Raw genomic sequence first — 25,939 nt, 5'->3', positions numbered from 1 at the left:
ATTACAAAAAACTTCAATTTATTTTCATTTTCTTGCATCCAATAATTTCCCTGTCACGTTTATTCACTGAGGTTAACTCGTGAGCAAAGCGTTCACGCTTTTATGTAATACCAATCGACTTAAATATTTAGCCTTTCTAGCGTGCTAAATAAAGCGCTAACGGCGTTATAAATTTTTCATGTAGAACAACTACATATTAAAATTTATGCCTTGTTATCACTCTATTTATCCGTCGCTATAAATGACTAATAACTTAACACGATTGGTATAGGCTGTTTTAAGCAAAACTCTTTGTATGTTCACATTTGATGGAATATTTAAGAAGGTACAAATTATGAAAACGTTCAAATTAGGCGCAACAACACAGTCTATTCACGCTCAATCAATGGCAAGTAAACTTTGCTTATCGGCACTTACTTTAGCAATTTTGTTTAGTTTAACCGGCTGTGATGGTGACGATGGGAGCGATGGTGCTGGGGGTACACAAGGCGCGGCAGGTGTTGCTGGCACTAACGGAACAAATGGTACTGACGGTGCAAATGGCAGTGACGGTGTTGATGGAGCCGATGGGAGTGCTGGTTTTGCAGCAGCAACCTTTATCTTAGCTAATAATGGGGCCGACAACGCAGGCACGATTGATCTAATTGACCAAAATGCTGCGAAGTTAAAAACATTTAACAGTGGTGCCAATGAAGGTGTTGCATTTGATGGCTTAGGTAATTTAGTGCAAGCCAGCGATTCTGGTAATGGCGCACTGAGCACCGTTTGCCAAGTATTAAGTCGCGCAGATGGCACAATGTTCGATAGCAACCGTGACCGCACTATTACTGGGAGCAATACCAGCTTAGTCAATCCTAAAGGCATTCATGTATCTACTAAGCGTGGACTCATTTTTATCGCCGACTTTAATGCCGTTCAGATCACTGTTTTTGGTGCCACCGCAGCGGGTGATACTGCACCTTTAGCAAGCACAGTAACAGACGCAAAACCGTGGGATGTTACCTACGATGATAGCAACGACCGCTTATATGTGGCGCTAACCAATGGTGACGTTACTGTCTATGACAATTATGTCGATGGCGGTTTTGTGGCAATGCCTACACGTACCATCACCCCTAGCAATGAAGCTGGCGAGAAAATTTCCGTCAACCTTCATGGTATTGTTTATGATGCTAACACCAATAAATTAGTGCTTTCTGATGTCGGTAGTGCCAGTGATGCAACTGATGGTGCCTTGTTTGTGATCGATAATGCATCGCTTGCCGATGGTAACACCGTTGTTGCACGTAGTATTGCAGGCCCAGCAAGTATGCTTGGCAACCCTGTTGATATCAGCCTAACAGGCAGCGATTTACGTGTTGCAGAAAAATCAAATGACGCAGTACTGGTATTTAGCAATATTTTTTCAGGTGCCAGCGGTGATATCAGCCCAGATAGCGTTACACCCACTATTAAGCCAGAATCAATTACTGAAACAGTAATGCACAATGACATGGCAGATGTATCAGACAGTTATTTGGCTAACATGCCATTAATGGGTATTGCAGTCAGTAGCAACCCAGCTGCTGCTGGTCCAACAACAGGGCAAATATCACGTCTAAATGCGCCACTTACCAGCGAACTGGGCAGTTATAATGCCAGTCAAACAATCGAAAGCGTGACCTTTGATAAAGCTGGTAATAGTTATACAACCTTTGACAACAGCACAACTTCAGTCGGTGGTATTGTCATTTCCAACAAAGTCGCCATGCATCGCGATGGTGAGGTATTTTCTCTAAGCCAAGACTCTATTATTAGTGGTGCAAATACAGGCCTAATTTCACCTAAAGGTCTTGATGTAGCATCTGACCGTGGGTTAATTTTTGTTGCTGAAAATAATGCGACCACACCGGGTATTTTAGTGTTTTCAACCTGTACTACAGGTGATGCAAGCCCGCTTATCACACTCACACCAAGTAACAGCGCACGCCCTTGGGATGTCGATTACGATGTCGCCACAGACCGTGCATTTGTTGCATTAACCAATGGTACGATTGCCGTGTTTGATGAAGTTAACAGTAAACTAATGGCCGGTATGAGCACAATTACAGGCGAAGATCGCTTGATCACACCTGCAACAGCTGGCGCTGCCTTCCCTGCTCCGACCAATCTCCATGGCATCGATTATGATCCGCTTAGTGACTCGTTGATCGTCTCAGATGTAGGCAGTGCAGCAGACGCCACAGATGGCAAATTATTTGTCTTGAATAATGCGGGTACTAGCTCAGGCTTGAGTAATGTCAGTGTCAATATCGCAGGACCTGCGACTATGCTTGGTAACCCAGTCGATATTATGTTTACCGGTAACCACCTTTTTGTTGCCGAAAAATCAAATGGCTTAGTAATGCGTTTTGACAATATTTTAAATAGCCCAAGTGGTGATATTGCAGCCAACTTAAGCTACTCGTTCACAGCCCCTGAATCAGTGGCTATTTTACCAACTTGGCTAAACCGCTAACCATCAAGGACAGTTAATTTAACTGCCTTTAGTTGGCCTCCCAATGCCTTAACTTTTCGAGTTAAGGCATTTCTTATTGCTAGCGACCAAAAACACAAGCAAACCCGCAAACATTAGCGCATCCAGACTTTAATATCGGCTAAACCATTGGCTTGTAACACACTCAGTTGCTGATCAATATTATTAGTTTGTTCAAATTCAAAGGCATCTAACTGTTCATCAAAAGTGATATTGGCGACACCATCGCCACCGCGTTTTTTTACTTGATGCAGCGCGATATCCGCCAAATTGACGGAGGTTTCCCACCCAATCACTTGACCGCCTAATAGTGGCAACGGATAAAATGAAAAACCAATTGATGCAGTCAGATTAATAGTATCACCGCTTGGGAGTCTAAAAGTGTGATCGGCTATAACTTTGCAAAGCTCAGCGGCATAATTGTCGATAGCGCTACGCTTAAAATCCCGTAATAGTAATAAAAACTCATCACCACTCCAACGCGCCACATAATCTGAGCCCTGAGTTCGCGAGTTTAGTAATGCAGCCATTTGCTGTAAACAACTATCACCACCAATCGGGCCATGAGCATCATTGATACGGCTAAAATTATCAAAATTAATAATTAGCAGTATCAAGGATTTCCCTTGCGCTTGTAATGATTGCGAATTACGTTGGAAATGTTCAATATCCTTTGGCAACTGATCAAACAAGAAACGACGGCTACGCAGCCCGGTGAGCTCATCAGAATGGCTCATCAATTTAAGCTGTGAGTTAACTTGATTAAGCTTATCATTTGCTTGGCGCAACTCACCTGTACGTTCGGTGATCAGGCTTTCAAGTGCGGTTTGTTTACGCCGTTCTTGTTTTCTAAATGCCCAGAACACCAAATAAAATAACAAAATAAAGCTGCCGGTGATCAGCAGTCTAAAGTAAATTGTTTCATCAAACCGTCTTGGTACCACAAATGAGTATTCTGTACGTTGCGCCTTTTGCCAGCCTTCACCTTGGCGTTTAGCTTCAAGCTGGAATAAAAAGGCCCCAGGCGGTAAATTAGTATAAATAGCTTCGCGACGAGTATTGGCATAACGCCAATCACTGTCGAGACCAGTTAAGCGATAACGAAATTCAATACTGGTTGGCGCATAATAGTCGATTGCCGTGTATTTTAGGGTGATATCACGTTCATCAATCTCTAACTGTGGGTTACGCCCTAGCGCCGCTGTAGCAAGCTTGCGTAGCCCAGTATTTAAACTTTCAACTTTAGGTTTTAATGGTTTAATACCAAATAGCTCAATGTCTTTGGGAATTTCTACCACACCTTGTAAGCTTGGATACCAGATTGAATTACCCGATTCAGCCACCGCATCATGGCCAAGGCCAGTACAACATTGGCTCGCTTTACCATCTAGTTGGCGATCATAGGATGAAATAACTTGCTCTACTTTTAAACTTTCAATATCACCACTAAATTGCTCAACCGGCATGCGATATACACCTTTCATGGTGCTCACCCAAATACGCTTTAGCTTCTCATCGTAACGTAAACTAAAAATAGAACCATAAGGTAAACCATTGGTTGCATCTAGCTGGCGCCAATATCCTTGACCGCTGCGATAAAACAAACCGTCATTTAATGAGCCGATCAAGATACCGACCCCATCAATATTTAGAATACTGGTAACATAAGCACTTTCAAGACTGGTTTGGTCGCCAATTTTTTCAATACCACGATCGGTAAAGTAGTAAGCCCCTTTGCTGGTGCCAATTAGGCCAAAATTTGCTTCATCAACAACGTAGGTAATAAACTTACTACCTAAAAATGCATTATATGCAAACGGGGTTAACCCACCGTAACTCAGCCGGTACATTCCCCGCCCGGTGCCAAGCCAAAACCCTCCTTTGCTAGAGCGGCTGATTGCGAACACAGGGTTATCTTTTAACGCACGCCCAGGAACTGCGAACAAGGTATTGTTTTCATAAAAATACACCCCGCGCCCGGTGGCAATGTATAAGCGCGAGCCATCAAACTGTAAATCATGCACAGCTGCACGGCCATATTGATTACTTGGAATTTGATTAATGAAGTTTTTATTGAGATCAAAATACCCCACCCCACTGCGGTTTGCGACCCACAATCGCCCATCGGGGGCTTGGCTTATCGCCATTACCGCCTCGGTCATTTGTGATATAGCAGAGTGGCGTTCGATACGCCCTTCATGAGCAAGCCATAAGCCTTCACTAAAGCTGGCCAGCCAAATATTATTATCATTATCACGAAATAAATCAGCGAACCAAATACTTTGGTCAAGCTGGCTGGGTTCAACCCATTGCCAATCACCTGAGTTATCACGAAATAATAAGCGCCCATAGGTCGAAATCCACAATGCTCCGTTGGAGTCACTCATAAATTTATAGACCGCAGAGTTATTGGCATTCGGCAGCGGGAAAGGTCTTAGTTCATCATCTAAATCTAAAAAGTAAGCACCGAGTTCTGAAGCTAAATATAAATTACCTTCAAGCCAAGCTAAGTCATGAATAATGGTTTGTGCTAAGCGCTCTGGGAGCGATATTTTTGCAGTCAGCTCTAAGCGTAACTTGGCAAAATCAGAAGACGAATTTGTCAAGCGTAGTAAGTAGCGTTCGTTTACCAGCCAAATGCCTTCTGGTGATAATGCCAACTGACTCACAGTACCAACAATTTGCTTTACTGAACTGGCTGCCACAACGGGTATGTATGGGCTATTGTTTATAGTGAGATTAATTTGATTGCGAGATATAAAGTATAAGCCGTTGGCAGCAACCCAAAGACTGCCTTTAGCATCTTCTATAATATCCCGTACTGCGCCTTTTACACTGAATTCTTGCGCAGCCATTGTGGTTGGATCTATCACCACAAGACCATCTTTAGTACCAACCCATAGATAGCCTTGGCTATCAATCAATAACTTATTGATGCCATTACTGGGCAAAAAATTACTATTTAGGGTGTTGTAATTGGTGAATGTATTACCATCAAAACGGCTGAGGCCAAACTGAGTGCCCAGCCACATATAACCTTGCTCATCCTGTACAACACTTTTCAATGATTGCGAAGGTAAGCCATTTTGCATATTCCATTGCTGTACAACATAGTCGGTAATTGACGCCTTACTTGGCATACTGCATAACAGCACAATAATAACCAATAAAAACCGCATCATAACGTCAATACCTCGTTGCAAAAACTAAGGTTAAAAGGGCAAATAACCCATTTTAAACAATGCCTGGACACAAATTAATGAAAATATACCCGCTAAAACATCATCTGCCATAATACCGAAGCCGCCGTGTAGGCGTTTATCAAGTATTCGAATAGGCCCAGGTTTAACGATATCAAAAAAGCGAAACAGTACAAAGCCAACCAATAAAGATTGCCAACTGATCGCTGCACCTATCATGGTAATGTAAAATCCGGCCACTTCATCCCACACGATAGCAGGGTGATCATGAACGCCAAGATCATCGGCGGTTTTTCCACATGCCCAAAGGCCAAAAACACTGATCACCACAGCAAACACTATTTGTAACCACAGCGGAAAATACATAGTAGTAAAAATAAAAGGCAGTGCTGCAAAGGTACCAAATGTACCGGGTGCTTTCGGCGCCAGCCCTAAACCAAAACCCAAACCAAAAAATTGATGAGGGCGTTTTAAATTAAATAACGCGGGTTTATTCAAACCGACTCCTTGGTGAAGTGCTCAAAACCTGTATGTTCATACGCTAGCTTTTCGCCATCAAGCATTAACTCGATTTGCCCTTCACCACTTTTTATTTGACCAATACAGGCGGCATCAACCCCATATTGCTGTAATTTCACTTCCAACATACTTTTATTACTATCAGGCACAGTAAAGAGTAACTCATAGTCATCCCCATAATTGAGGATAAAAGGCAGTTGCTGATTTGGCTCTAAAGTAGCACGCATTGCATCTGAGGTTGGTATTTTATTCACATCAATACACGCACTCACTTGAGACATAGCCAGTACATGGCCTAAGTCTGCGACCAGTCCATCAGAGATATCAATAGCGGCCGATGCTAGACCACGCAACATTTGCCCTGCAGCAACCCGCGGTGTCGGATAATCAAATCGCTGATTAACATAACTTAAATACTCGGGAGCAATTTTAATCCCTTGTTTACGCGCTTCAATGGCAAGACCTGCATCGCCTAGTGGCCCAGTGACATAAACCCAATCGCCTACTTTTGCGCCGCTACGACGTAATGCTTTGCCTTGCGGTACAGTGCCTTTCGCACAAATAGTAATAGTCAACGGGCCTTGCGTGGTATCACCACCGATGATTTGCACGTTAAAGTATTCGGCAATTTCATGCATGCCTTCGGTAAACTCTTCAAGCCACTCAACGTCAATACTCGGTAAGGTTAACGCCACCGAAATCCATGTGGGCTCAGCCCCCATTGCCGCTAAATCACTTAAATTTACCGCCAAGGCACGATGACCTAAAGCGCGCGGTGCAATATCATCAAAAAAGTGCACGCCAGCGACAAGTGTGTCTGTCGTAACGGCTAATTGGCAGTTCTCTGGCACAGTCACCAAAGCACAATCATCACCAATCCCTAAATTAACATCGCGGCGACTAATACCGCGACCTTTAAAGTAGCGATTGATTAATTCAAATTCCTTCATACACAAAAAAGCCGGCCTATGCCGGCTCTCCTTTTACGGTTACATTACTTGCGTAAATGCTTTACCGCTTTATCAAGTACACCATTAACAAATTTATGGCTATCTTCTGCGCCAAAAATTTTAGCAAGCTCAATACCTTCATTGATAGCCACTTTATATGGTACATCTTCACGGAATTTCAGCTCATAGCTGCTTAAACGTAAAATAGCGCGTTCAACTTGGTCTAACTCATCAAATGGACGAGTTAAATGTGGCGATACGGCTTCGTCTAGTTGCTTATGATTTACCGCAACACCACGCGAAAGATCTTTAAAGTATTCAACATCAATTTTAGTTACATCGTTTTCGATCAACATTTGTTGTTCAATATCGGCAATTGCATTGCCGCTTAATTGCCAAGAATAAACGGCTTGAAGTGCTAAGATACGTGCTTTACGTCTTGCTGCTGGTTTCACAAAAATTCCTTAAACTTAAATTTTATCTAACACATTAACCATTTCAAGTGCACCTAAAGCAGCTTCGCCGCCTTTGTTGCCCATTTTAGTGCCCGCGCGTTCAATCGCTTGCTCAATGCTTTCTGTGGTTAATACGCCAAATGCAACTGGGATATCGTACTCAAGCGACACTTGCGCTAAGCCTTTATTAGATTCGCCCGCGACCAGATCAAAGTGTGGCGTACCACCTCTGATCACTACGCCTAAAGCGATAATTGCATCATACTCTTTTTTTGCTGCAACGCGTTTCGCTGCTAAAGGTAATTCAACCGCACCAGGTACATAAACTACAGTAATATCATCATCTGATACACCACCAGTACGTTTCAATTCATCAACAGCGCCTGCTAAAAGGCTGCTACCAATAAAGTCATTAAAGCGAGAAATAACGATAGCGAATTTCTTGCCAGGAGCGTATTTATTACCTTCAATAATTTTCATTCGATAACCCTAAAAAATAAGTTCAAGCGGTTGCGATTGCGCAAAAATTGCTGCGCATCATACCATATAAATAAAATAATAGCCTAGTTTAAGCGTCGTGCTTATTGTGGTTCAACGTAGTCGACCACTTCTAGGTGAAAGCCTGATAATGCATGATACTTTTTAGGCAGACTCATTAAGCGCATTTTTTCTATGCCTAAGTCAGCCAAAATTTGCGAACCCACACCAACAGTGCGCGATGTACCTTGGAACTTACGATGCGCTACTGTCTCACCAGCATCTTCGGCGGCAAAGGCTTTAACCGTTGCTTCTAACTCATCGGTGCATTCTTGTTTACCAAGGATCACTAACACCCCTTGGTGCTTTGCGATATAGGCCATCGCATCTGATAAACCCCAGCTTCTGTCGGCGCTGCGATCTGATAATAAAATATCGTTAAAAGTACTTTGTAAGTGAACCCGTACTAAGGTTGGCTCATTCGCTTTCACTTCACCATTTAATAGCGCGTAATGCAGCTGACCATCGATAGTGTCTTTATAAGTCACTAAATCAAACTCACCATGCACGGTTGGCAATTTACACTTTGCCACTTGCTCAATGGTGGTTTCATTCATATTGCGGTATTCGATAAGATCAGCAATAGTACCAATTTTAATATTATGTTGCTCAGCAAACACTTCTAAATCAGGGCGACGCGCCATAGTGCCATCGGCATTGAGAATCTCCACAATCACTGATGATGGCTCAAGCCCTGCTAAACGCGCTAAATCACAACCTGCTTCAGTGTGTCCTGCTCGAGTTAGTACGCCACCCGGTTGCGCCATAATTGGAAAAATATGTCCAGGTTGTACGATATCGCTTGGTACTGCACCTTTGGCAATCGCCGCTTGCACTGTACGCGCACGATCCGCAGCTGAAATACCGGTAGTCACCCCTTTAGAGGCTTCAATCGACATGGTAAAGTTCGTCGAAAATGCCGCGCCGTTATTTTTCACCATCAGTGGTAAATCTAGTTGCTCACAACGCTCTTGGGTCATCGTTAAGCAGATCAGACCGCGGCCGTGAGTCGCCATAAAATTGATTGCTTCAGCACTAATATGTTCAGCGGCAATAATTAAATCGCCTTCATTTTCTCTGTCTTCATCGTCCATCAAAATAACCATTTTACCGGCTTTAATGTCATCAATAATTTCTTGTGCGCTGTGTAAATTCATAATCTGCTCGTGTAAGTTGTGGAGTATTTTTACTTTATAAAGCCCGCTTGAGCTAATAAGCTCATTGAAATATCTGAACTTGCTGGTTGCTCTGCGCCTTTGATCAAGCGCTCTAAATAGCGAGCTATTTGATCGACTTCTAAGTTCACTTGCGTGCCAACTTTAAAATCGGCTATGGTCGTTTGCTCACTGGTGTGCGGCACGATTGTCAATTTAAACGTATTAGCCTCTACTGCATTGACCGTTAAGCTAATGCCATCAATACACACTGAGCCTTTATAAGGAATGTATTTCATCAATTGTGCATCGGTGCTGAGCCAATATTCAACGGCGCGGGCATTAGCCGTGATTGCGGTGATTGTTGCAATGCCATCAACATGACCAGACACTAAATGTCCACCTAGTCGCGACACCGGTTGCATGGCTTTTTCAAGGTTTACTTTTTGCCCTTGTTTATAATGAGCAAAGCCAGTCAAACCAATCGTTTCATTAGATAAGTCAGCACTAAAACCATCGCTGTGTTTTGCTACTACGGTTAAACACACGCCGTTAGTTGCAATGCTGTCACCTAAATTGACATCCGCCATATCTAGGTTATTACTTTGAATGCGAATAGCTAAATCGCCTTGTTTTTGCTGTAATTCGCTGATCGTGCCAGTCGCTTCAATGATCCCAGTAAACATAGTCGTTACTCTTTAAATAATTTGGTTAAGGCAATGCAACTAAACGCGGTATTGCAGTAATACGAATGTCATCACCAATCAGTGTGCATTCGTTTATTGTTAAATCAACCGCCTCTTGCATAGAGCTCAGTTCCGCAAAGTTTAGTAAGCTTTTACCATCATTTCCTAACAATTTCGGCGCCAGATAGACAATATACTCATCGATTAAATTATATTCAGCCATTTTACCCGCTAAGGTTGCCCCTGCTTCTAGCCAAATATGATTAAACTGTTGCTGTTGTGCCAATTGCCGTAATGCGGCCTTTAAATCAACTTTATGATCTTTTGCAGGCACCACAATATGAGTTACGTAATGCGGCCATTGCACTGATTTATCAAGCGCAGTGGTAATAATTATTATGTCGCTTGCAATGCTAAATAAAGCTAAATCAGGCGTTAAACGATTTTGTGAATCGATAATGATACGGACAGGCTGGCGAACTGGTAATTGCGTCGGTAATGGCTCAGGCAGTTCATCAACACGCACATTGAGCTTAGCATCGTCAATTAATACTGTGTCTGCACCGGTTAAAATAGCGCAGCTTTGTGCGCGCTGTAATTGCACATCTTGACGGGCAGCAGTGCCAGTGATCCACTTGCTCTGACCGTTTTTAAGCGCGGTTTTACCATCGAGGCTGGCCGCCATTTTACAGGTAACAAACGGCATTCCCTGCTCCATGCGTTTTAAAAAACCACGGTTTAACAATCGTGCTTGGGGTTCTAATAAACCGGATGCAACCACAATACCGGCGTCGGCTAAAATGGCTAAGCCTTTACCCGCCACTTGTGGGTTGGGATCCACCATAGCCGCAATCACTTTTACCACACCAGCTGCTTTTAAGCCTTCGGCACAAGGGGGCGTGCGCCCAAAGTGACTACATGGCTCTAAGGTAACGTAAGCGGTTGCGCCTTTTGCTTGCGAACCAGCCATCAACAGCGCATTAACTTCAGCGTGACCTTGGCCTGCAACTTGATGAAAACCTTCACCAACAATAATATTGTCTTTTACCAACACACAACCCACATTGGGGTTTGGTGTTGTGGTAAAACGCCCTTGCTTAGCAAGCTCTATCGCGCGCGCCATATAAATTTTATCGTGTTCACTAAATTGCGGTGGGTGCATGTTATTCTCCCAAACGGGCGATTTCCTCACCAAATTCGCGAATATCTTCAAATGAACGATACACTGAGGCAAAACGTACATACGCTACTTTATCGAGTTTTTTCAGCGCTTCCATGATGCATTCACCAATTAAGTGACTTGATATTTCTCGCTCACCTGTGGCACGTAGTTGCGATTTGATAATGTTAACCACTTCATCAACTTGCTCGGTACTGACGGGGCGTTTTTCTAGTGCGCGGTGCAAGCCATTAAGCAATTTGTCTTCATTAAACGGTTCACGGCTGCCATCTTGTTTGATCACTCTTGGCATTACAAGCTCTGCCCCTTCAAAGGTAGTAAAGCGTTCATGGCATTCATTGCATTCACGACGACGTCTTACTTGGTGACCACCGCCGACAAGGCGCGAGTCTATCACTTTGGTATCTTTTGCGGTGCAAAATGGACAATGCATAGGTATCAGCTTCCGTTAAAAAAACAAAAAAGGCCGCGTTTAAGCGGCCTTTATAATAGCAAAAAACAACGCTATTGTGATCTAAATTACTGTCAGCTTAACAATTAAGCGTAAACAGGTAATTTTTTACAGATGGCTTTAACTTTCTCTTTTACTTGTGCTTGTACCGACTCATCATTGATGTTGTCGAGTACGTCACAGATCCAGCCAGCAAGCTCTTTTGATTCAGCTTCTTTAAAACCACGACGCGTGATTGCAGGAGAACCGATACGTAGACCAGAAGTAACAAACGGTGAACGCGGATCATTTGGCACCGAGTTTTTGTTTACTGTGATGTTAGCATTACCGAGTGCTGCGTCAGCGTCTTTACCAGTGATGTCTTTATCGATTAAATCAAGTAAGAACAAGTGGTTTTCTGTTTTGTCAGAAACGATTTTGTAGCCGCGCTCTTGCATTACTGCAACCATAGCTTTGGCATTTTTCACAACTTGTGTTTGGTATACTTTAAACTCTGGTTGTAGTGCTTCTTTAAATGCCACTGCTTTTGCAGCAATAATGTGACATAAAGGACCACCTTGACCACCAGGGAATACCGCGCTGTTAAGCTTTTTGTAAATCGCTTCGTCGCCACATGCTGAGATGATTAGGCCGCCACGAGGACCCGCTAATGTTTTGTGAGTCGTTGTAGTAACAACGTGTGCATGAGGCACTGGGCTTGGGTAAACGCCAGCAGCAATAAGACCTGCAACGTGAGCCATATCAACAAACAGGTAAGCACCTACTTTGTCAGCGATTTCACGGAATTTAGCCCAATCAACAATACCTGAGTATGCAGAGAAACCACCGATGATCATTTTTGGCTTGTGCTCAAGAGCCAGCGCTTCAACTTGTGCGTAATCAATTTCGCCTGTTGCTTCATCTAGTCCGTATTGGATTGCATTGTAAAGCTTTCCAGAGAAGCTGACGTGTGAACCGTGCGTTAAGTGACCACCATGCGCTAAGCTCATGCCAAGTACAGTGTCGCCCGCATCTAAAAGTGCTAAGAACACAGCTGCATTCGCTTGAGAGCCAGCATGTGGTTGTACGTTCGCGTAATCTGAACCAAATAATTCATTGGCACGGTCAATCGCTAATTGTTCAACTACGTCAACGTGCTCACAACCACCGTAGTAACGCTTGCCTGGGTAGCCTTCAGCATATTTATTAGTTAACTGTGATCCCTGCGCTTCAAGTACGCGCGGGCTACAGTAGTTTTCAGATGCAATTAGCTCAATGTGTTCTTCTTGACGAGCAGTCTCTTTGTTGATTGCGTCAAATAACTCTGGATCAAAATCCGAAATATTCATGCTACGTTCTAACATGGGGGCTCCTAGGGCAACGTGTATGGTATTTTTTTAAAGGCTGAATTATACGCTGAAAACGTCAATTTGCCTATGCTGTAAAGATGAACATATTTAAACAGGGATTGAATTTAATTCACAGTGTTTTTGTAATGATATTTTTTTATTGAAACATAAAAATATTTAATGTTAGAACCAAGATTACATTTGATTTTTTAATGCTAACTAATCGTCCTTAAAACTCTCTCGGGAACCGCTGTAGTAATAGCTTTAATGCAATAAAAAAGCGCTATAAATAAGCCTCATAGCGCTTTTATTGTACTATTTTAATGTCTTGATTAACCTAACTTCGCTAATAGCTCTTCACGCAATGTATGGTAATCATCTTTAATATCTTGTGCTAAGCATGGCTTTGCTAGGGCATCCGCTAATGGTTTTGGCATTTCAAGTTCAATATTAAGTATCTCTTCAACACTCTCTTTAAACTTAGCCGGATGTGCTGTAGCTAAGAAAATACCTGCTGAATCAGCAGCTAAGTTAGCTTTAAGACCCTGATAAGCGATCGCTGTATGCGGTTCAGCCACATAACCTGTTTGTTGAATTTTCTTCATCACTGCTTGGGTGTCATTTTCATTCACGCTAGTTGAATAAAAATCATCATAACTAAACCAATTGTTATCGAGCATGGTTTGCACCCGCGGCCAATTATTAGGTTTACTCACATCCATGGCATTTGATAGTGACTCAATTGTGGCGTTTGGTGCCCAGTTTTTATCAAGCATAAAACGCGGTACTGTGTCATTTTGATTGGTTGTAGCGCTCAATTTAGCCACCGGCAAACCAATGACCGCACCGATCATCGCCGCACACACATTGCCAAAGTTACCACTTGGCACTGAGATATGCGCATTAGCACGTTGCTGTTTTGGCAGTTGTGCGATTGCTTCAAAGTAATAACACACTTGTGCAACCAAACGACTGATATTGATAGAGTTTGCTGAATTTAATCCTAACCGCGATTTAACTTCATCATCTAAAAAGGCATTTTTAACCATCGCTTGGCAATCATCAAAGCTGCCGTCAACCGCATAACAGTGGATGTTATTACCCAGTGTTGTGAACAGCTTTTGCTGCGCTAATGAGATTTTGCCCTTTGGATATAGAATAACCACATCGATATTTGGCTTATTATAAAACGCATGCGCAACCGCTGCGCCAGTGTCGCCTGAAGTTGCCGTTAGGATTGTGGTTTTTTCACCTTGGCTAAATTGTGCTAAGCATTCAGCCATAAAGCGCCCGCCAAAGTCTTTAAACGCCAGCGTTGGACCATGAAACAACTCTAAACAATAAATGTTCTTTTCAACTTCAACCAGTTTAACTGGAAAGTTAAAGGCATTTTTCACCATTTGCGCGACCGTATCAGCAGGCAATTCATCACCAATTAAGTGCGATAGAATCTTGCTGCTGCGGCTAACAAAATCCATATCCAGCAACGCATCAATATCCGCTATTGGCGCTAATGACTCAGGAAAGAATACCCCTTGATTGCGCCCAAGCCCTGTTTTAACCGCTGTAACGAACGACACTTGTTGTGAATCATCTTTTAAATTATGTAATTGCATTATTAATTCCTTAAATTCTTATAACTGACGCGTGCCGACGTTATCGAGCTTACAAATATGGCAAAAGCCCTGTTCATTAATATAGTTTTGTTCAAGCCACTGCGCGCATTGCTGCGCTGCTGCAAGCGTTTTACACACGGTAAATAAAGTTGGACCCGCACCCGATATACTGACAATTTCAGCACCAAGCTCTGGCAGCGCCGCTTTCGCTTCACGAAAGCCATTGATCAGTGGTGCACGATGCGGCTCTGCAATTTCATCACTCATAATAGTAAGTGCTTCATCAAAGCGACTGGTTAGCAACAAGCTGCTAAACGCTGATAGCCGCTGGGCAAATTCAACACTGGCATGCATACTCAGTTGTTTTGGTAACACTGAACGCGCTTTAGCGGTATTAAGTGAAAAACCAGGGAAAGCCGCCACATAGTACCAACTTTCATCAACCGGTAAGGCTATTGATTTGTTTGGAATTAAATCACCTGTTAACTGCAAACCACCTAAATAACACGGTGTGATGTTATCGTAATGACGACCACCACTGACAATCGCTTCAAAGTCAGCCATTAACTCAATCAGTTGTACTTGACTAAGTTTAGTGCCAGCAAATTTATCCAGTGCCGCGAATGTGGCGACCACAGAGCAAGCACTTGAACCTAAACCAGAGCCAATCGGTAAATTCTTTTTCAGTTCCAATTTTACGCTTGGCATGGTTGGCGCAACCTGTTCGCGAAAATGCACTAAACACTGATACGCCAAGTTTTCACTGGCATCACTGGGCAGTTTATGAGCGTATTCGCCTGAGCAAACAAACTCATCCGTCGTCGCGGCGCTTACAGCGACAACATCACCTAATAAGGTACCGTCAATTGGCGCAAGTGCTGCGCCAAGTGCATCAAAACCTACTGCAAAGTTACCAATAGAAGCCGGAGCATATACTTCAATCATAGCTCTCTCCTAGCGCGATAGTGTTTTTAAAATATCAGCAAATACACCCGCAGCCGTTACCGCAGAGCCGGCACCATAACCACGAATAACAAATGGCCGTGGCTGGTAATATTCGCTCAATATTGCCAAGGCATTTTCACCATCACGAATAACGGCAAGCGCGTGTGTCGGATCCACAGCTTCGATGCCAACTTTGCAGTGACCTGCTTTAATAGTCCCAACATAACGCAGTACTTTACCTTCACTGGCCGCACTTTCAATGCGGTCGTTAAACGCAGCATCCAAACTGGGTAGTTTTGCCATAAATTCAGCAACATCATCACCTTCGGCAAAGCCCGCTGGCAGTACTGATTCAACTTCGATATCGCTAAGCTCTAATCTCAACCCTGCTTCACGGGCAATAATTAACAGCTTACGGGCAACGTCAGTACCCGATAAATCATCGCGCGGATCTGGCTCTGTAAAGCCGCTTTCTTTGGCTTTGATGGTGGCCTCTGATAATGATAAGCCATCTTGCAGCGCACCAAACATATACGATAGTGAACCCGATAAAATACCGCTGAACTCGAGTAGTTCATCGCCCGCACCAAATAGTGACTGTAGATTATCGATTACCGGAAGGCCGGCACCGACATTCGTTTCATATAAAAACTTACGGTTGTTCTTTTGCGTTGCGGCAATTAGCTCTTGATAGTAAGCATACGAGCTAGTGTTAGCTTTTTTATTTGCGGCAACAACGTGGAAGCCAGCATTTAAAAAGTCCACGTACTGCGCAGCTAAAGCATCAGACGATGTACAGTCAACCAGTACTGGGTTGATCAAATGGTTTTGTTTAACAAATTGCTCAACCAGTTTTAGCTCAAAAGCTTGCTCTGATACTGCTAACTTTTGTTGCCAATCATCAAAGGCAATACCTTCACTATCTAAGTGTAACTGACGAGAGTTGGCAACACCGTACAGGTTTAGTTTGATGTTACGTTTTTCAAGCCATGCTTGTTGACGCTCTAATTGTTGAATTAATTCTTGGCCGACTAAACCACAACCTAATAAAAACACGTCAATCGATGGAATATGCGTAAAGAAGTTTTCGTGGCACACTTTCACCGCATCGTTACAAAGTTCACCATCAATCACCGCTGAAATTGCACTTTCAGTCGAATCTTGCGCGATTGCCACAATGTTAACTTGTGCTTGCGCAAGGGATGCAAAAAACTTAGCCGCTAAGCCTTTGTGGGCACGCATATTATCACCGACTAAGGTTACAATTGCTAAATTACGTTGCACATGCACCGGCTCAATTAACCCCGCTTGTGACTCAAGCTCAAAAGCGCTTTGCAATGCTTCAAGGGCAAGCGGTAAATCTGATTCATGAACACAAAAGCTGATGCTAAATTCACATGAAGATTGGGTAATTAATACAATTGATACATTATCGTGCGCAAGGGCATTAAATACCTTCGATGCCATCCCTACTTTGCCTTTCATACCAGGGCCTGACACCGTTAACATGGCAAGGTTTTGTAGACTAGATAATGCTTTTACTGGCTCTGATGACACATTATCATTGCTGATCAATGAACCTTGCGCATCGGGGTTATGGGTATTTTTAATTTCACACGGCACACCCGCTTTAGCACACGGTAGGATAGTTTTAGGATGCAGTACTTTAGCGCCAAAGTAAGATAGTTCCATCGCTTCTTTATACGATAAGAAATCAACTTTAGTGGCTTTTTTGATATAACGCGGATCGGCACTGTACACACCGTCAACATCAGTCCAAATTTGGCACACTTGCGCTTCTAAACACGCCGCCGCGATTGCGGCAGAATAATCAGAACCATTACGACCTAAAGTTGTTAACTGACCTTGCTCGTTGCTGGCGGTAAAACCAGGCATGATATAAATAGTGGCAGGATTGGCTTTTAATGCAGCTTGAAAACGAATTTTACTCGCCACTAAATCAGCTTCAGCATCAATATAACCGCCTGTTGATGCGATGCAATCTGTGGCTTCGAGGTAACGGGCGTTGTGTGAGCTTAATAAACATTGCATCAATGATACGCTGACACGCTCACCAAAACTAATCACATAAGCACGTACTTGATCAGGACAGCACTGGATCAACTTAACGCCGGCTAATTTATTGTGCAGCTCATTTAAATCAGGCCAGTTCTGTACTGCTCCAAAATCAGCTGTAACGGCACTTTTTAAGCTTTCGCAACGCGCTACCAGTGCATCCCATTGCTCGCTATAATCAAGCCCCTGCTCTGCGGCACTTGCTAACGCAACCAGTGAATCGGTCATGCCACCGGGTGCGGATAACACCAATAACATTTCATCTTTTAATTGTGCTTTAACTAACTGAGCTACCTGCTGTAAACATGCAAAGTCGGCAAGCGACGACCCGCCAAATTTTAATACGCGCATTTTTTATGTTTCCTCATCCCATAAAACGAAAAAAGGCCTGTGTTCTTAGTGAACACAGGCCTTTAAATTTGTTGCACCGACCTATGCCACTATCCAGTTAGAATGGTGGTTGTAATAATAATGGTCAATACGTGATTATTTGTTTTCATAGCCCTTAGACTGCCTTAAACATGGCTATTCTGTCAACCCTTAATAAAAAGATAAATTATGCTTTTTGGTTATAAACAAATCTAATGAATGCCAAATTTATGCAGAATTTCATTTAATCTGGTTTTATCTATTGGCTTATCAATAAAATCAATAGCGCCTAACTTTGCGACACGCTGTTTCATTGCATGTTGAATATCAGCAGAAATAACCAGCACGAAGCATTCTATTTTTTGCGCTTTAATACGCTCAAGCACCTGCACACCATCAATTTCAGGCATTGTTAAATCAAGACACAGTAAGTCAAAATTATGCGTTTGCATTAATTCTAGGGCTTCGCGGCCATTTTTTGCTTGCATAATATCTGCTGTAATACATTCATCTAAACAGCGCACAACTTGTTTGCGTGCTACTGTAGAATCATCACACACCAAGACAGAAAAATTCATAATATTGACAACTAAAATACCGATAATAGATCACTGAGTGCAGTAAATCGCCACTCAAAAAATCATAATGTTATAAAAGTGAGTGTGATTTTATAACACAAAAATTTAACAACGATAAGCTTAAGTTTTTGCTAAAAAAAAGAAAAATTGGCAATATACGGTTAAATAAGATTATTTTATTTATTTTTAAACATTTATTAGCTAACTTTAGTATTGAATGTACTCGTTGCTAGGGTATGAATTAAGCTTTGTGTAAAAAATAAAGGAGCTATGGGACACCCATGCTACAAAAAAGCCTGTCGAAAAAGCTACTTACCAGTGTGTTATCCGTCTACTTTTTATTAACTTTTGTAGTGACGTGCGGGCAAGTTATTGCAGAGTATGTTAACACGAAAGATTATATTCGTGATGAATTAACGACCCTGCAAAAAACATTCAGTCGCAGTTTAACTCGCGCTATTTGGGAGCTAAATACCAAACAAACCATCACCACCGCAGAAGGTTTATTAGCCATTCCCATGATCGAAGGCATTATTGTCCGTGATGATAGCGGCGAAATTATTTCACAGCTTGGTCGCTCTTTGGATATTCGTGAACTGTACAGCCAACAATTAGTGCAAGAAGAAGCCATCATCGAAGATACCCCGTCGGGTTTATTCGGTTATACCTTTCCATTGATCTTTGAATTTTCAGGGCGCGCCACCCAAGTCGGTGATGTCACACTGTTCTCAAGTCGAGAAGTGGTATTTAGCCGTATCATGATCTCCATTTACTTTTTAATTGGTAATGCGATGATCAAAACTACTTTTTTGATCATTCTGTTTTTAATGGCATTTAGAAAATTACTCACCGAGCCCCTCGCGCAATTGACCGAGCAAATAGAAGATCTTGAATTAAATGACCTCGAAGGGCAACATATCGAAATTGAAACGAGTGAGCACAACGAATTAAAAGTGATGGAGGAGTCATTCAATAAATTAATCGATAAAGTCGTGAAATACCGTAAAGAACTCGAACAAACACAAAAGAAATTAATGATCAGTAACGAAAAACTTGATCAACAAAACCTGCAACTCGAACAAGAAGTGGCGCGTAAAACATCAAATTTAAGCCAAGCGATGATGGATTTACAGCAGCAAAAATACGAACTAGAAAAACAAAAACTAACGCTCACTGAAGAAATTGATTTACGCCGTCATACTGAACAAGAATTACTGACTAAACAAACCGAAATGCAGCGTTATGTTGATGAACTCAATATGGCACAAGAGCGCCTAGTAGGCTCAGAAAAAATGGCTGCTTTAGGTGGCCTGGTTGCCGGTATTACTCATGATATTAATACACCAGTAGGCATTGGTGTTACTGCCACCTCTTTTTTACAAGAGCGGCTATTACAAATAGAAACAGCGTACAAAAATAAAACTCTCTCCCCTAAAGCACTGGAAGAGTTTATTAATGATGCCAAGCAAAGCACCAGCTTGCTGACAACCAATTTAGACCGCGCCTCTGAGCTGGTTGCCAGCTTTAAGCAAATAGCCGTTGATCAAGCCAGTGAAGCGGTACGCACCATTAACCTTAAAGAGTATTTGGGCGAGGTCATTCGCTCATTGCACCCTAAAATTAAAAATACCAGCCACCACATTAATTTAGATTGCCCAGCAGATTTAACCCTAAACCTACCAGCGGGTGCTATTAGTCAAATATTTACTAATTTGATTATGAATTCATTGATCCACGCTTTTGATGGTATCAGTAACGGCATTATTGATATTGCAATTAAAAATGAAGACGACCAAGTTATTATCGACTTTAAAGATAATGGCAATGGTGTTACTGAACAACAATTAGAGAAGCTGTTTGACCCGTTTTTTACCACCAAACGCGATCAAGGCGGCAGTGGGCTCGGCACCCACATCACCTTTAACTTGGTCAAGCAAACCCTCAGTGGTGAAATCGATGTAACCAGCTCACCCGGTCAAGGCTTGCATTACCATATTAGTTTTCCTAAAGACATGCCAAAACCGTTGTCGATATTTAATAACTAGCCACGCTTAATGCGCCTTCACTGTTTGCCTAACACTTTGCTTAATTGCTAAACGTTTGGCCAATCAGTCATTTGCGCATCAGCTTTTTATTGCTATGATTGGGCAAATTTACCGAATGGATCAATCTCCCTATGTGGTTTAGTAACCTTATTTGTTACCGCTTTAAACAAGACGTCTCATACAGCCAAGAAGACTTTGATAAAGCCTTAGAACAAGATTTATTTCGTCCTTGTGGCAGCCAAGATTTAAGTACCTTTGGCTGGACTAAAGCCTTTGGTAAACACGGTGATACACTTGCTCATTTTTCGCAAAAAAGCATTTTAATCTGTGCTAAACGTGAAGAAAAAGTACTTCCTGCATCCGTTATCAACGACATGGTTGCTGAGAAAATAGAACTTATCGAAGCGGAAGAAAATCGCCCAGTTAAGAAAAAAGAAAAAGATGAGCTCAAAGAAAATATTCTGCATAGCTTACTACCGCAAGCTTTTAAAAAGTCGAGCTTGCAGTTTGCTTTTATCGACCAAGAAAACGGTTGGGTCGTGGTCAATAGCGGCAGTTTTAACAAAGCTGAAGAGTTATTGGCGTTACTTCGTAAATCATTAGGCACGTTACCTGTTGTTCCTGCGTTTGCTAACTATGACTTAGACGTATTCTTAACAGACTGGTTAACCAACTTTAGCACCCCAGAAGGCTTTGCGATTGGCTCAGATGCAGAACTTGAAGAAGCCGATGACAGTGGCGCGCAAGTAAAACTTAAAGGCCATGACCTTGCCTGTGATGAAGTGAAATCGCACCTTGAAAGCGGCAAACGCGTTACCAAACTAGCCCTTGATTGGCAAGAACGTCTTAAGTTTATGCTGCAAAATGACGGCTCGATTAAACGCCTCAGTTACTCAGAAACTTTAAAAGAAGAAAACGCCGACATCCCTAAAGAAGACATGTTAGTCAAACTTGATGCCGACTTTATTCTTGCTTCAGAAGAAATTAAGCAGATGCTCGAAGAGTTAACAGCAGGCTTAGGCGACGTTGAAGATTTAGCCTAAATACTGACTGAGTTTTAAATACTAAAAAAGCGCCCTGTTGGCGCTTTTTTAACTAACGACTTAGCTCAACTAAAGACCGATTTCACATCATCGAGCATATCATTATATTCATCACTTGAAAAAACATCTAACGATGGGATCACCCCTTTATCTATATAAGTTTGCAGTGCAGCAGACTTATCAGAGACTTGTAAGATACCTTCCATGATTGCACCAATACGAATGAAATCAACATAGCTAATATGTTCTGGGCGATAGTTTGGGTTTGCCCAGCTTTCAGCCACTTCAACAAACTCATCGGTAAACTCCCACGCGCGCATAATTGCCCCACCAACTTTACCGCTCAGCTTTTGAATTGCATGCGCTAAAAAGCTTGGGTTAGCAAACACTTCTGGGTGGCGCTCTGCTTCAGTTAAAATAGGCAGTACGCCGATGTTATACACTAAAGATGCAAGCGTGATGGTATCGCGATTGAGTGATGTGTTTTTGTTTTCTTTTAAATAAAACTCCAGCAGTGTAATTGAATGGCACGCTACTGTTAGCGTTTTTTGCCATGCTTTGTCCATATAGCCTTTGATCAATTCATTATTTGAAACAAATAACTGCTCCATCGCCATTGCCGTCGCAATGTTCTTAATTTGACGCAAACCAATGCGGGTTACCGCCTGATTAAGATTAGAAACTTTAACCGAGCGTCCCAGAAACGCACTATTTGCGACTTTAATCATCCGTGCTGCTAATGCTGGATCATGGGAAATAACATCAGCCATTTGCGCCAAATTTACATCTGGATTATCGGCAGCTTGGCGTACACGTACCGCAACCTCAGGTAGGGTTGGTAAAACTAACGTGTCATTATTAATACGATCAACCAAAATGGTCAGTAGTGCGTTTTCTGTTGACATAAATGTGCCATCCTTTTGTATGATTTGTTTAAATACTCAAATCATGGATTCTTTTAGATACAGTATTGCCTAAGTTACCGCTAAAGTTAAGAAAATTACAGAAATTATGTTAGTTTATTTTTCTGCTAAAATTTATATCCCAAAGCTTAGCGCACCACAACCTAGGAAGCTTGCTATTTACGCATAACATTTGCTTTAATGCTGACACAACAAGGAAGCGCAGTCCTTTGTACCTAGGGCATATATTAAATCCACTTTTTAACAGGCAACATAATGACTCTTAATAAAATAAGCCAAGCACTCATCCTTAGCGGTGCCGTTTTTCTTAGCGCATGTTCTGAACAAGCCAGCACCTCGAAAACCTCTGCTGACGTTGCAACCCCGGTAAAACAAACACAAGCTAGCGGCCCACAACTTATTAACACCGCTGCTAGTCGCCTAGATATCTACACCGACTTTAGCTTAACAACTGATTTATCACATTTAAGCGATAATCAAAAAGCCCTAATAGCAAAACTTATCGATGCCTCAAAAATTATGGACGAGCTGTTTTGGCGTCAAGCATTCGGTGAAGATAAGGCGGCTTTTCTAGCTAAAATTAACGATCCGAAAGTACAAAAATTTGCCGATATCAACTATGGCCCGTGGGACAGATTAAATGGCGACCAAACCTTCTTATCTGGCTATGAAGAAAAAACCGCTGGGGCACAATTTTACCCAGCCGATATCAGCAAAGAAGAGCTAAACAACGCCGATGTAACAGATAAAAATGGCCTATACTCTGTTATTAAACGTGATGAAAATGGCAAGCTGTATAGCGTAGCCTACTCAATTGAATACGCACAAGCACTTGAAAAAGCAGCAAACTTATTACGTGAAGCAAGTAAGCTAGCTGATGACAAAGAATTTGCTAACTACTTAAACTTACGTGCCGACGCACTACAAAATGATGATTATCAAGCATCTGATTTTGCATGGATGGACATGAAGAATAACCCTATTGACGTGGTTATTGGTCCAATCGAGACTTATGAAGATCAACTGTTTGGTTATCGCGCTGCATTTGAATCTTATGTATTAGTAAAAGATCTAGCCTGGAGCGAACGTCTCGCTAAATTTGCGGCATTTTTACCAGAGTTACAAAAAGGCTTGCCTGTTGATGCCAAATATAAACAAGAAGTACCAGGCTCTGACGCAGACTTAAACGCATACGATGTTGTGTATTATGCTGGGCATTCAAATGCCGGTAGTAAAACCATAGCTATCAACTTACCTAATGACGAACAAGTGCAACTTGAAAAAGGCACGCGTCGCTTACAACTTAAAAATGCGATGCGCGCTAAGTTTGATAAAATTTTAGTGCCGATCTCTGAGCAACTGATCGTGCCTGAACAGCGCAAACATATTACCTTTGATGCATTTTTTGCCAATACTATGTTCCATGAAGTGGCTCACGGTTTAGGCATTAAAAACACCATTACAAATAAAGGCACAGTGCGCCAATCACTGCAAGAACACGCCAGTGCGCTTGAAGAAGGCAAAGCCGATATCTTAGGTTTGTACATGGTTGAGCAGTTACTTAACAAAGGTGAAATCACCGAAGGTACATTAGAAGATTACTATATTACCTTTATGGCTGGTATCTTCCGTTCAGTGCGCTTTGGTGCATCGAGTGCTCATGGTAAAGCAAATATGATCCGTTTTAACTTTTTCGCACAAGAAGGGGCGTTTGCTAAAAACGAGCAAGGCCTTTACAGCGTTAATATGGAAAAAATGGGCCAAGCAATGGCGAAACTATCGCGCTTGATCTTAACCTTACAAGGTGACGGCGATTACCAAAAGGTTGATCAGCTGATTGATACACACGGTGATATTAAAGCTGAGCTGGCTAAAGATCTTGAAAAACTAAGCCAAGCAAATATCCCTGTAGATGTAATCTTTAAACAAGGTAAAGATGTACTAGGTTTAAACTAATATAATACTGAAAAGGCGTTTTAGGACTTCACCTAAAACGCCTTTTTAATTCAGTATTGCTATTATGGGAATATTAAACCATATTTTTCACTCATTTTTTTTACTTCTCCATTAGCAACCATATGATTTAATTCTTTATCGAATAAGGTAATAAACTCATTTAAATTGCGTTTCTTTGAAAAACCAAAATAGCCTTTATTAACAATTAATGGTGGCTGTAACCGTTTAACTTGATTAGCTAATTTTAACTGCTTAATAACGGGCTGTGCAGCTCTTGGATGAGTCACTAAAATATCGACGCGGTCATGAATTAACTGCAAAAAACTGGCTTCAACAGTACCCACTTCAGAAATTTCTAACTGACTTTTATATTGCTCAAAATCGTCACCATAGTTCCAACCTCGGGTTAATCCAACCGATAACTCTTTTAATGTCTCTAAATTATTATGCCACTGGAATTCATTACTATTTTTGACATAAAAAACCAGCGGGTCTTGATAGAAAGCAGCCTCACTATAAATCATATATTGCTCTCTAATAGCCGACTTATAAGGGCCTATAAACGCATCAGCCTTACCAAGTTCAACCATTTTTAGCGCCCGTTTAAATGGCAAAATATCAATTTTAATTTGGCAACCTAAACGCAAGCAAATTTCACCTGCGATGTCGGCGCCTAAGCCTTCGACTTGACCTTGTTCATTTTTTTCAAGTACCGACGGAAAGGTGGTACCAACAAAGTAAAATGTATCTGCAGCACTGTGATGCGAAAATACACTTAACAAGGTAAACAATACAAAAGCTTTCATCAATTAGTTTGTAATCCCTAGATACTGAATGCAATAAGCAGCCACGACTTAGTGGCTCTAAGCATAGTCTATTTTTACCCAACTAAAAGTCATAATACCGTGATAAAATTCTGTTATGTAAAAAATAAACCAGTATTAAAAATGTGTTTTTAAACGTGTCAATTGCTCTTCACTGTAAGGCACTGCAGGATACTTACCCCATACTGGTGCCGGCCATGCAACATCAGTTTTAAAACGCGCAATATGATGAATGTGTAACTGGGGCACCATATTACCAAGCGCTGCGACATTGAGTTTATCTGGGTTAAACACTTCTTTAAGTAACAGACTTAATTTCGCTGACTCTTTCATTAATAGCAATTGTTCAGCGTCATCTAAATCAATGCTCTCTTTTAAACCCGCCTTACGAGGTACCAAAATAAACCAAGGGTATTGGCTGTCATTCATCAGTAATACTTTACATAAAGGCCAATCTGCCACTTCAATACAATCACGAGCAAGCTCTGGGGCGAGAGAAAATTCAACCGTCATTTTTTATTCCTTACCAAAAGTACTTTTTCGCTACTTTATAGCATTTAGTTGCAGTTGCCCACGCTTGCCTTTACCA

General features: G+C 41.9%; 21 protein-coding genes. 4 read left to right on the top strand and 17 right to left on the bottom strand.

Going from position 1 to position 25,939, the window contains the following annotated elements:
• Positions 1 to 334: 334 nt before the first annotated feature.
• Positions 335 to 2,497, top strand: a complete 2,163-nt coding sequence (locus tag ACMVDV_RS18155) for a YncE family protein (protein WP_416159026.1) — start codon at positions 335 to 337, stop codon at positions 2,495 to 2,497.
• A gap of 113 nt (positions 2,498 to 2,610) precedes the next feature.
• On the opposite strand, the gene ACMVDV_RS18150 is transcribed toward ACMVDV_RS18155, so the two are convergent.
• The 14 genes from ACMVDV_RS18150 to ACMVDV_RS18085 form a co-directional block, all read right to left on the bottom strand.
• Positions 2,611 to 5,697 (bottom strand): diguanylate cyclase domain-containing protein, encoded by a 3,087-nt coding sequence (locus ACMVDV_RS18150; RefSeq protein WP_416159025.1) that lies wholly within the window; start codon positions 5,695 to 5,697, stop codon positions 2,611 to 2,613.
• A 30-nt stretch (positions 5,698 to 5,727) separates the two neighbouring features.
• Complete coding sequence (locus tag ACMVDV_RS18145) at positions 5,728 to 6,213, bottom strand: phosphatidylglycerophosphatase A (protein WP_283710215.1); 486 nt, start codon at positions 6,211 to 6,213, stop codon at positions 5,728 to 5,730.
• The gene (gene thiL / locus ACMVDV_RS18140) at positions 6,210 to 7,184 is read right to left on the bottom strand and encodes a thiamine-phosphate kinase (protein WP_304178468.1); all 975 of its coding nucleotides are present in this window, start codon (positions 7,182 to 7,184) and stop codon (positions 6,210 to 6,212) included. The genes ACMVDV_RS18145 and thiL overlap by 4 nt, the downstream gene beginning before the upstream one ends.
• A gap of 44 nt (positions 7,185 to 7,228) precedes the next feature.
• Positions 7,229 to 7,639, bottom strand: a complete 411-nt coding sequence (gene nusB, locus ACMVDV_RS18135; protein ID WP_192542055.1) for a transcription antitermination factor NusB — start codon at positions 7,637 to 7,639, stop codon at positions 7,229 to 7,231.
• 15 nt (positions 7,640 to 7,654) lie between these two features.
• Positions 7,655 to 8,119, bottom strand: coding sequence for a 6,7-dimethyl-8-ribityllumazine synthase (ribE, locus tag ACMVDV_RS18130; RefSeq protein ID WP_016708079.1), 465 nt, complete (start codon positions 8,117 to 8,119; stop codon positions 7,655 to 7,657).
• Positions 8,120 to 8,220: 101 nt separating this feature from the next.
• The gene (gene ribBA / locus ACMVDV_RS18125) at positions 8,221 to 9,333 is read right to left on the bottom strand and encodes a bifunctional 3,4-dihydroxy-2-butanone-4-phosphate synthase/GTP cyclohydrolase II (protein ID WP_016708080.1); all 1,113 of its coding nucleotides are present in this window, start codon (positions 9,331 to 9,333) and stop codon (positions 8,221 to 8,223) included.
• 29 nt (positions 9,334 to 9,362) lie between these two features.
• Complete coding sequence (locus ACMVDV_RS18120) at positions 9,363 to 10,016, bottom strand: riboflavin synthase (RefSeq protein WP_304178472.1); 654 nt, start codon at positions 10,014 to 10,016, stop codon at positions 9,363 to 9,365.
• Positions 10,017 to 10,041: 25 nt separating this feature from the next.
• Positions 10,042 to 11,178, bottom strand: coding sequence for a bifunctional diaminohydroxyphosphoribosylaminopyrimidine deaminase/5-amino-6-(5-phosphoribosylamino)uracil reductase RibD (ribD, locus tag ACMVDV_RS18115; protein WP_416159024.1), 1,137 nt, complete (start codon positions 11,176 to 11,178; stop codon positions 10,042 to 10,044).
• Position 11,179: 1 nt separating this feature from the next.
• Positions 11,180 to 11,629: a transcriptional regulator NrdR gene (gene nrdR, locus ACMVDV_RS18110; RefSeq protein ID WP_016708083.1), complete on the bottom strand. Its 450-nt coding sequence runs from the start codon at positions 11,627 to 11,629 to the stop codon at positions 11,180 to 11,182.
• Positions 11,630 to 11,733: 104 nt separating this feature from the next.
• Positions 11,734 to 12,990, bottom strand: a complete 1,257-nt coding sequence (glyA, locus tag ACMVDV_RS18105) for a serine hydroxymethyltransferase (RefSeq protein ID WP_304178478.1) — start codon at positions 12,988 to 12,990, stop codon at positions 11,734 to 11,736.
• Positions 12,991 to 13,307: 317 nt separating this feature from the next.
• Positions 13,308 to 14,591 (bottom strand): threonine synthase, encoded by a 1,284-nt coding sequence (thrC, locus tag ACMVDV_RS18100; protein WP_416159023.1) that lies wholly within the window; start codon positions 14,589 to 14,591, stop codon positions 13,308 to 13,310.
• Between the two features lie 18 nt (positions 14,592 to 14,609).
• Positions 14,610 to 15,536, bottom strand: a complete 927-nt coding sequence (gene thrB / locus ACMVDV_RS18095) for a homoserine kinase (protein ID WP_416159022.1) — start codon at positions 15,534 to 15,536, stop codon at positions 14,610 to 14,612.
• 9 nt (positions 15,537 to 15,545) lie between these two features.
• Positions 15,546 to 17,963 carry a bifunctional aspartate kinase/homoserine dehydrogenase I gene (thrA, locus tag ACMVDV_RS18090; RefSeq protein ID WP_416159021.1) on the bottom strand — a complete coding sequence of 806 codons (2,418 nt, stop codon included), beginning with the start codon at positions 17,961 to 17,963 and terminating at the stop codon, positions 15,546 to 15,548.
• A 230-nt stretch (positions 17,964 to 18,193) separates the two neighbouring features.
• Positions 18,194 to 18,559 carry a response regulator gene (locus ACMVDV_RS18085; protein WP_304178485.1) on the bottom strand — a complete coding sequence of 122 codons (366 nt, stop codon included), beginning with the start codon at positions 18,557 to 18,559 and terminating at the stop codon, positions 18,194 to 18,196.
• Between the two features lie 281 nt (positions 18,560 to 18,840).
• On the opposite strand from ACMVDV_RS18085, the gene ACMVDV_RS18080 reads away from it, so the two are divergent.
• Together ACMVDV_RS18080 and rdgC are read left to right on the top strand one after the other, a co-directional pair.
• Positions 18,841 to 20,604 carry a sensor histidine kinase gene (locus ACMVDV_RS18080; protein ID WP_304178487.1) on the top strand — a complete coding sequence of 588 codons (1,764 nt, stop codon included), beginning with the start codon at positions 18,841 to 18,843 and terminating at the stop codon, positions 20,602 to 20,604.
• A gap of 131 nt (positions 20,605 to 20,735) precedes the next feature.
• The gene (gene rdgC / locus ACMVDV_RS18075) at positions 20,736 to 21,647 is read left to right on the top strand and encodes a recombination-associated protein RdgC (RefSeq protein ID WP_304178489.1); all 912 of its coding nucleotides are present in this window, start codon (positions 20,736 to 20,738) and stop codon (positions 21,645 to 21,647) included.
• Between the two features lie 65 nt (positions 21,648 to 21,712).
• Here rdgC and ACMVDV_RS18070 read toward each other — a convergent pair whose 3' ends face one another.
• Entirely contained in the window at positions 21,713 to 22,552 is an 840-nt protein-coding gene (locus ACMVDV_RS18070; protein WP_304178492.1) for an HDOD domain-containing protein, read from the bottom strand.
• A gap of 273 nt (positions 22,553 to 22,825) precedes the next feature.
• Between ACMVDV_RS18070 and ACMVDV_RS18065 the strand changes: the two genes are divergently transcribed.
• Positions 22,826 to 24,526, top strand: coding sequence for a dipeptidyl-peptidase 3 family protein (locus ACMVDV_RS18065; protein WP_416159020.1), 1,701 nt, complete (start codon positions 22,826 to 22,828; stop codon positions 24,524 to 24,526).
• A 62-nt stretch (positions 24,527 to 24,588) separates the two neighbouring features.
• On the opposite strand, the gene ACMVDV_RS18060 is transcribed toward ACMVDV_RS18065, so the two are convergent.
• On the bottom strand, positions 24,589 to 25,332 hold the full coding sequence (locus tag ACMVDV_RS18060) for a substrate-binding periplasmic protein (protein WP_416159019.1): 744 nt from the start codon (positions 25,330 to 25,332) through the stop codon (positions 24,589 to 24,591).
• A 135-nt stretch (positions 25,333 to 25,467) separates the two neighbouring features.
• Positions 25,468 to 25,863: an HIT domain-containing protein gene (locus tag ACMVDV_RS18055; RefSeq protein WP_416159018.1), complete on the bottom strand. Its 396-nt coding sequence runs from the start codon at positions 25,861 to 25,863 to the stop codon at positions 25,468 to 25,470.
• Between the last annotated feature and the right edge of the window lie 76 nt (positions 25,864 to 25,939).

Source organism: Pseudoalteromonas sp. ASV78, from assembly GCF_047806705.1.
Lineage (GTDB): Bacteria > Pseudomonadota > Gammaproteobacteria > Enterobacterales > Alteromonadaceae > Pseudoalteromonas > Pseudoalteromonas prydzensis_A.
Note: the sequence above shows the minus strand (reverse complement) of the source record. Positions and strands in the feature narration are given on the sequence as shown.

Bases quoted from the DNA above. Each gene is read 5' to 3' on its own strand.
- ACMVDV_RS18155 (WP_416159026.1), top strand. From the start codon at position 335: ATGAAAACGTTCAAATTAGGCGCAACAACACAGTCTATTCACGCTCAA.
- ACMVDV_RS18150 (WP_416159025.1), bottom strand. From the start codon at position 5,697: ATGATGCGGTTTTTATTGGTTATTATTGTGCTGTTATGCAGTATGCCA.
- thiL (WP_304178468.1), bottom strand. From the start codon at position 7,184: ATGAAGGAATTTGAATTAATCAATCGCTACTTTAAAGGTCGCGGTATT.
- ribE (WP_016708079.1), bottom strand. From the start codon at position 8,119: ATGAAAATTATTGAAGGTAATAAATACGCTCCTGGCAAGAAATTCGCT.
- ribBA (WP_016708080.1), bottom strand. From the start codon at position 9,333: ATGAATTTACACAGCGCACAAGAAATTATTGATGACATTAAAGCCGGT.
- ACMVDV_RS18120 (WP_304178472.1), bottom strand. From the start codon at position 10,016: ATGTTTACTGGGATCATTGAAGCGACTGGCACGATCAGCGAATTACAG.
- ribD (WP_416159024.1), bottom strand. From the start codon at position 11,178: ATGCACCCACCGCAATTTAGTGAACACGATAAAATTTATATGGCGCGC.
- nrdR (WP_016708083.1), bottom strand. From the start codon at position 11,629: ATGCATTGTCCATTTTGCACCGCAAAAGATACCAAAGTGATAGACTCG.
- glyA (WP_304178478.1), bottom strand. From the start codon at position 12,990: ATGTTAGAACGTAGCATGAATATTTCGGATTTTGATCCAGAGTTATTT.
- thrC (WP_416159023.1), bottom strand. From the start codon at position 14,591: ATGCAATTACATAATTTAAAAGATGATTCACAACAAGTGTCGTTCGTT.
- thrB (WP_416159022.1), bottom strand. From the start codon at position 15,536: ATGATTGAAGTATATGCTCCGGCTTCTATTGGTAACTTTGCAGTAGGT.
- thrA (WP_416159021.1), bottom strand. From the start codon at position 17,963: ATGCGCGTATTAAAATTTGGCGGGTCGTCGCTTGCCGACTTTGCATGT.
- ACMVDV_RS18085 (WP_304178485.1), bottom strand. From the start codon at position 18,559: ATGAATTTTTCTGTCTTGGTGTGTGATGATTCTACAGTAGCACGCAAA.
- ACMVDV_RS18080 (WP_304178487.1), top strand. From the start codon at position 18,841: ATGCTACAAAAAAGCCTGTCGAAAAAGCTACTTACCAGTGTGTTATCC.
- rdgC (WP_304178489.1), top strand. From the start codon at position 20,736: ATGTGGTTTAGTAACCTTATTTGTTACCGCTTTAAACAAGACGTCTCA.
- ACMVDV_RS18070 (WP_304178492.1), bottom strand. From the start codon at position 22,552: ATGTCAACAGAAAACGCACTACTGACCATTTTGGTTGATCGTATTAAT.
- ACMVDV_RS18065 (WP_416159020.1), top strand. From the start codon at position 22,826: ATGACTCTTAATAAAATAAGCCAAGCACTCATCCTTAGCGGTGCCGTT.
- ACMVDV_RS18060 (WP_416159019.1), bottom strand. From the start codon at position 25,332: ATGAAAGCTTTTGTATTGTTTACCTTGTTAAGTGTATTTTCGCATCAC.
- ACMVDV_RS18055 (WP_416159018.1), bottom strand. From the start codon at position 25,863: ATGACGGTTGAATTTTCTCTCGCCCCAGAGCTTGCTCGTGATTGTATT.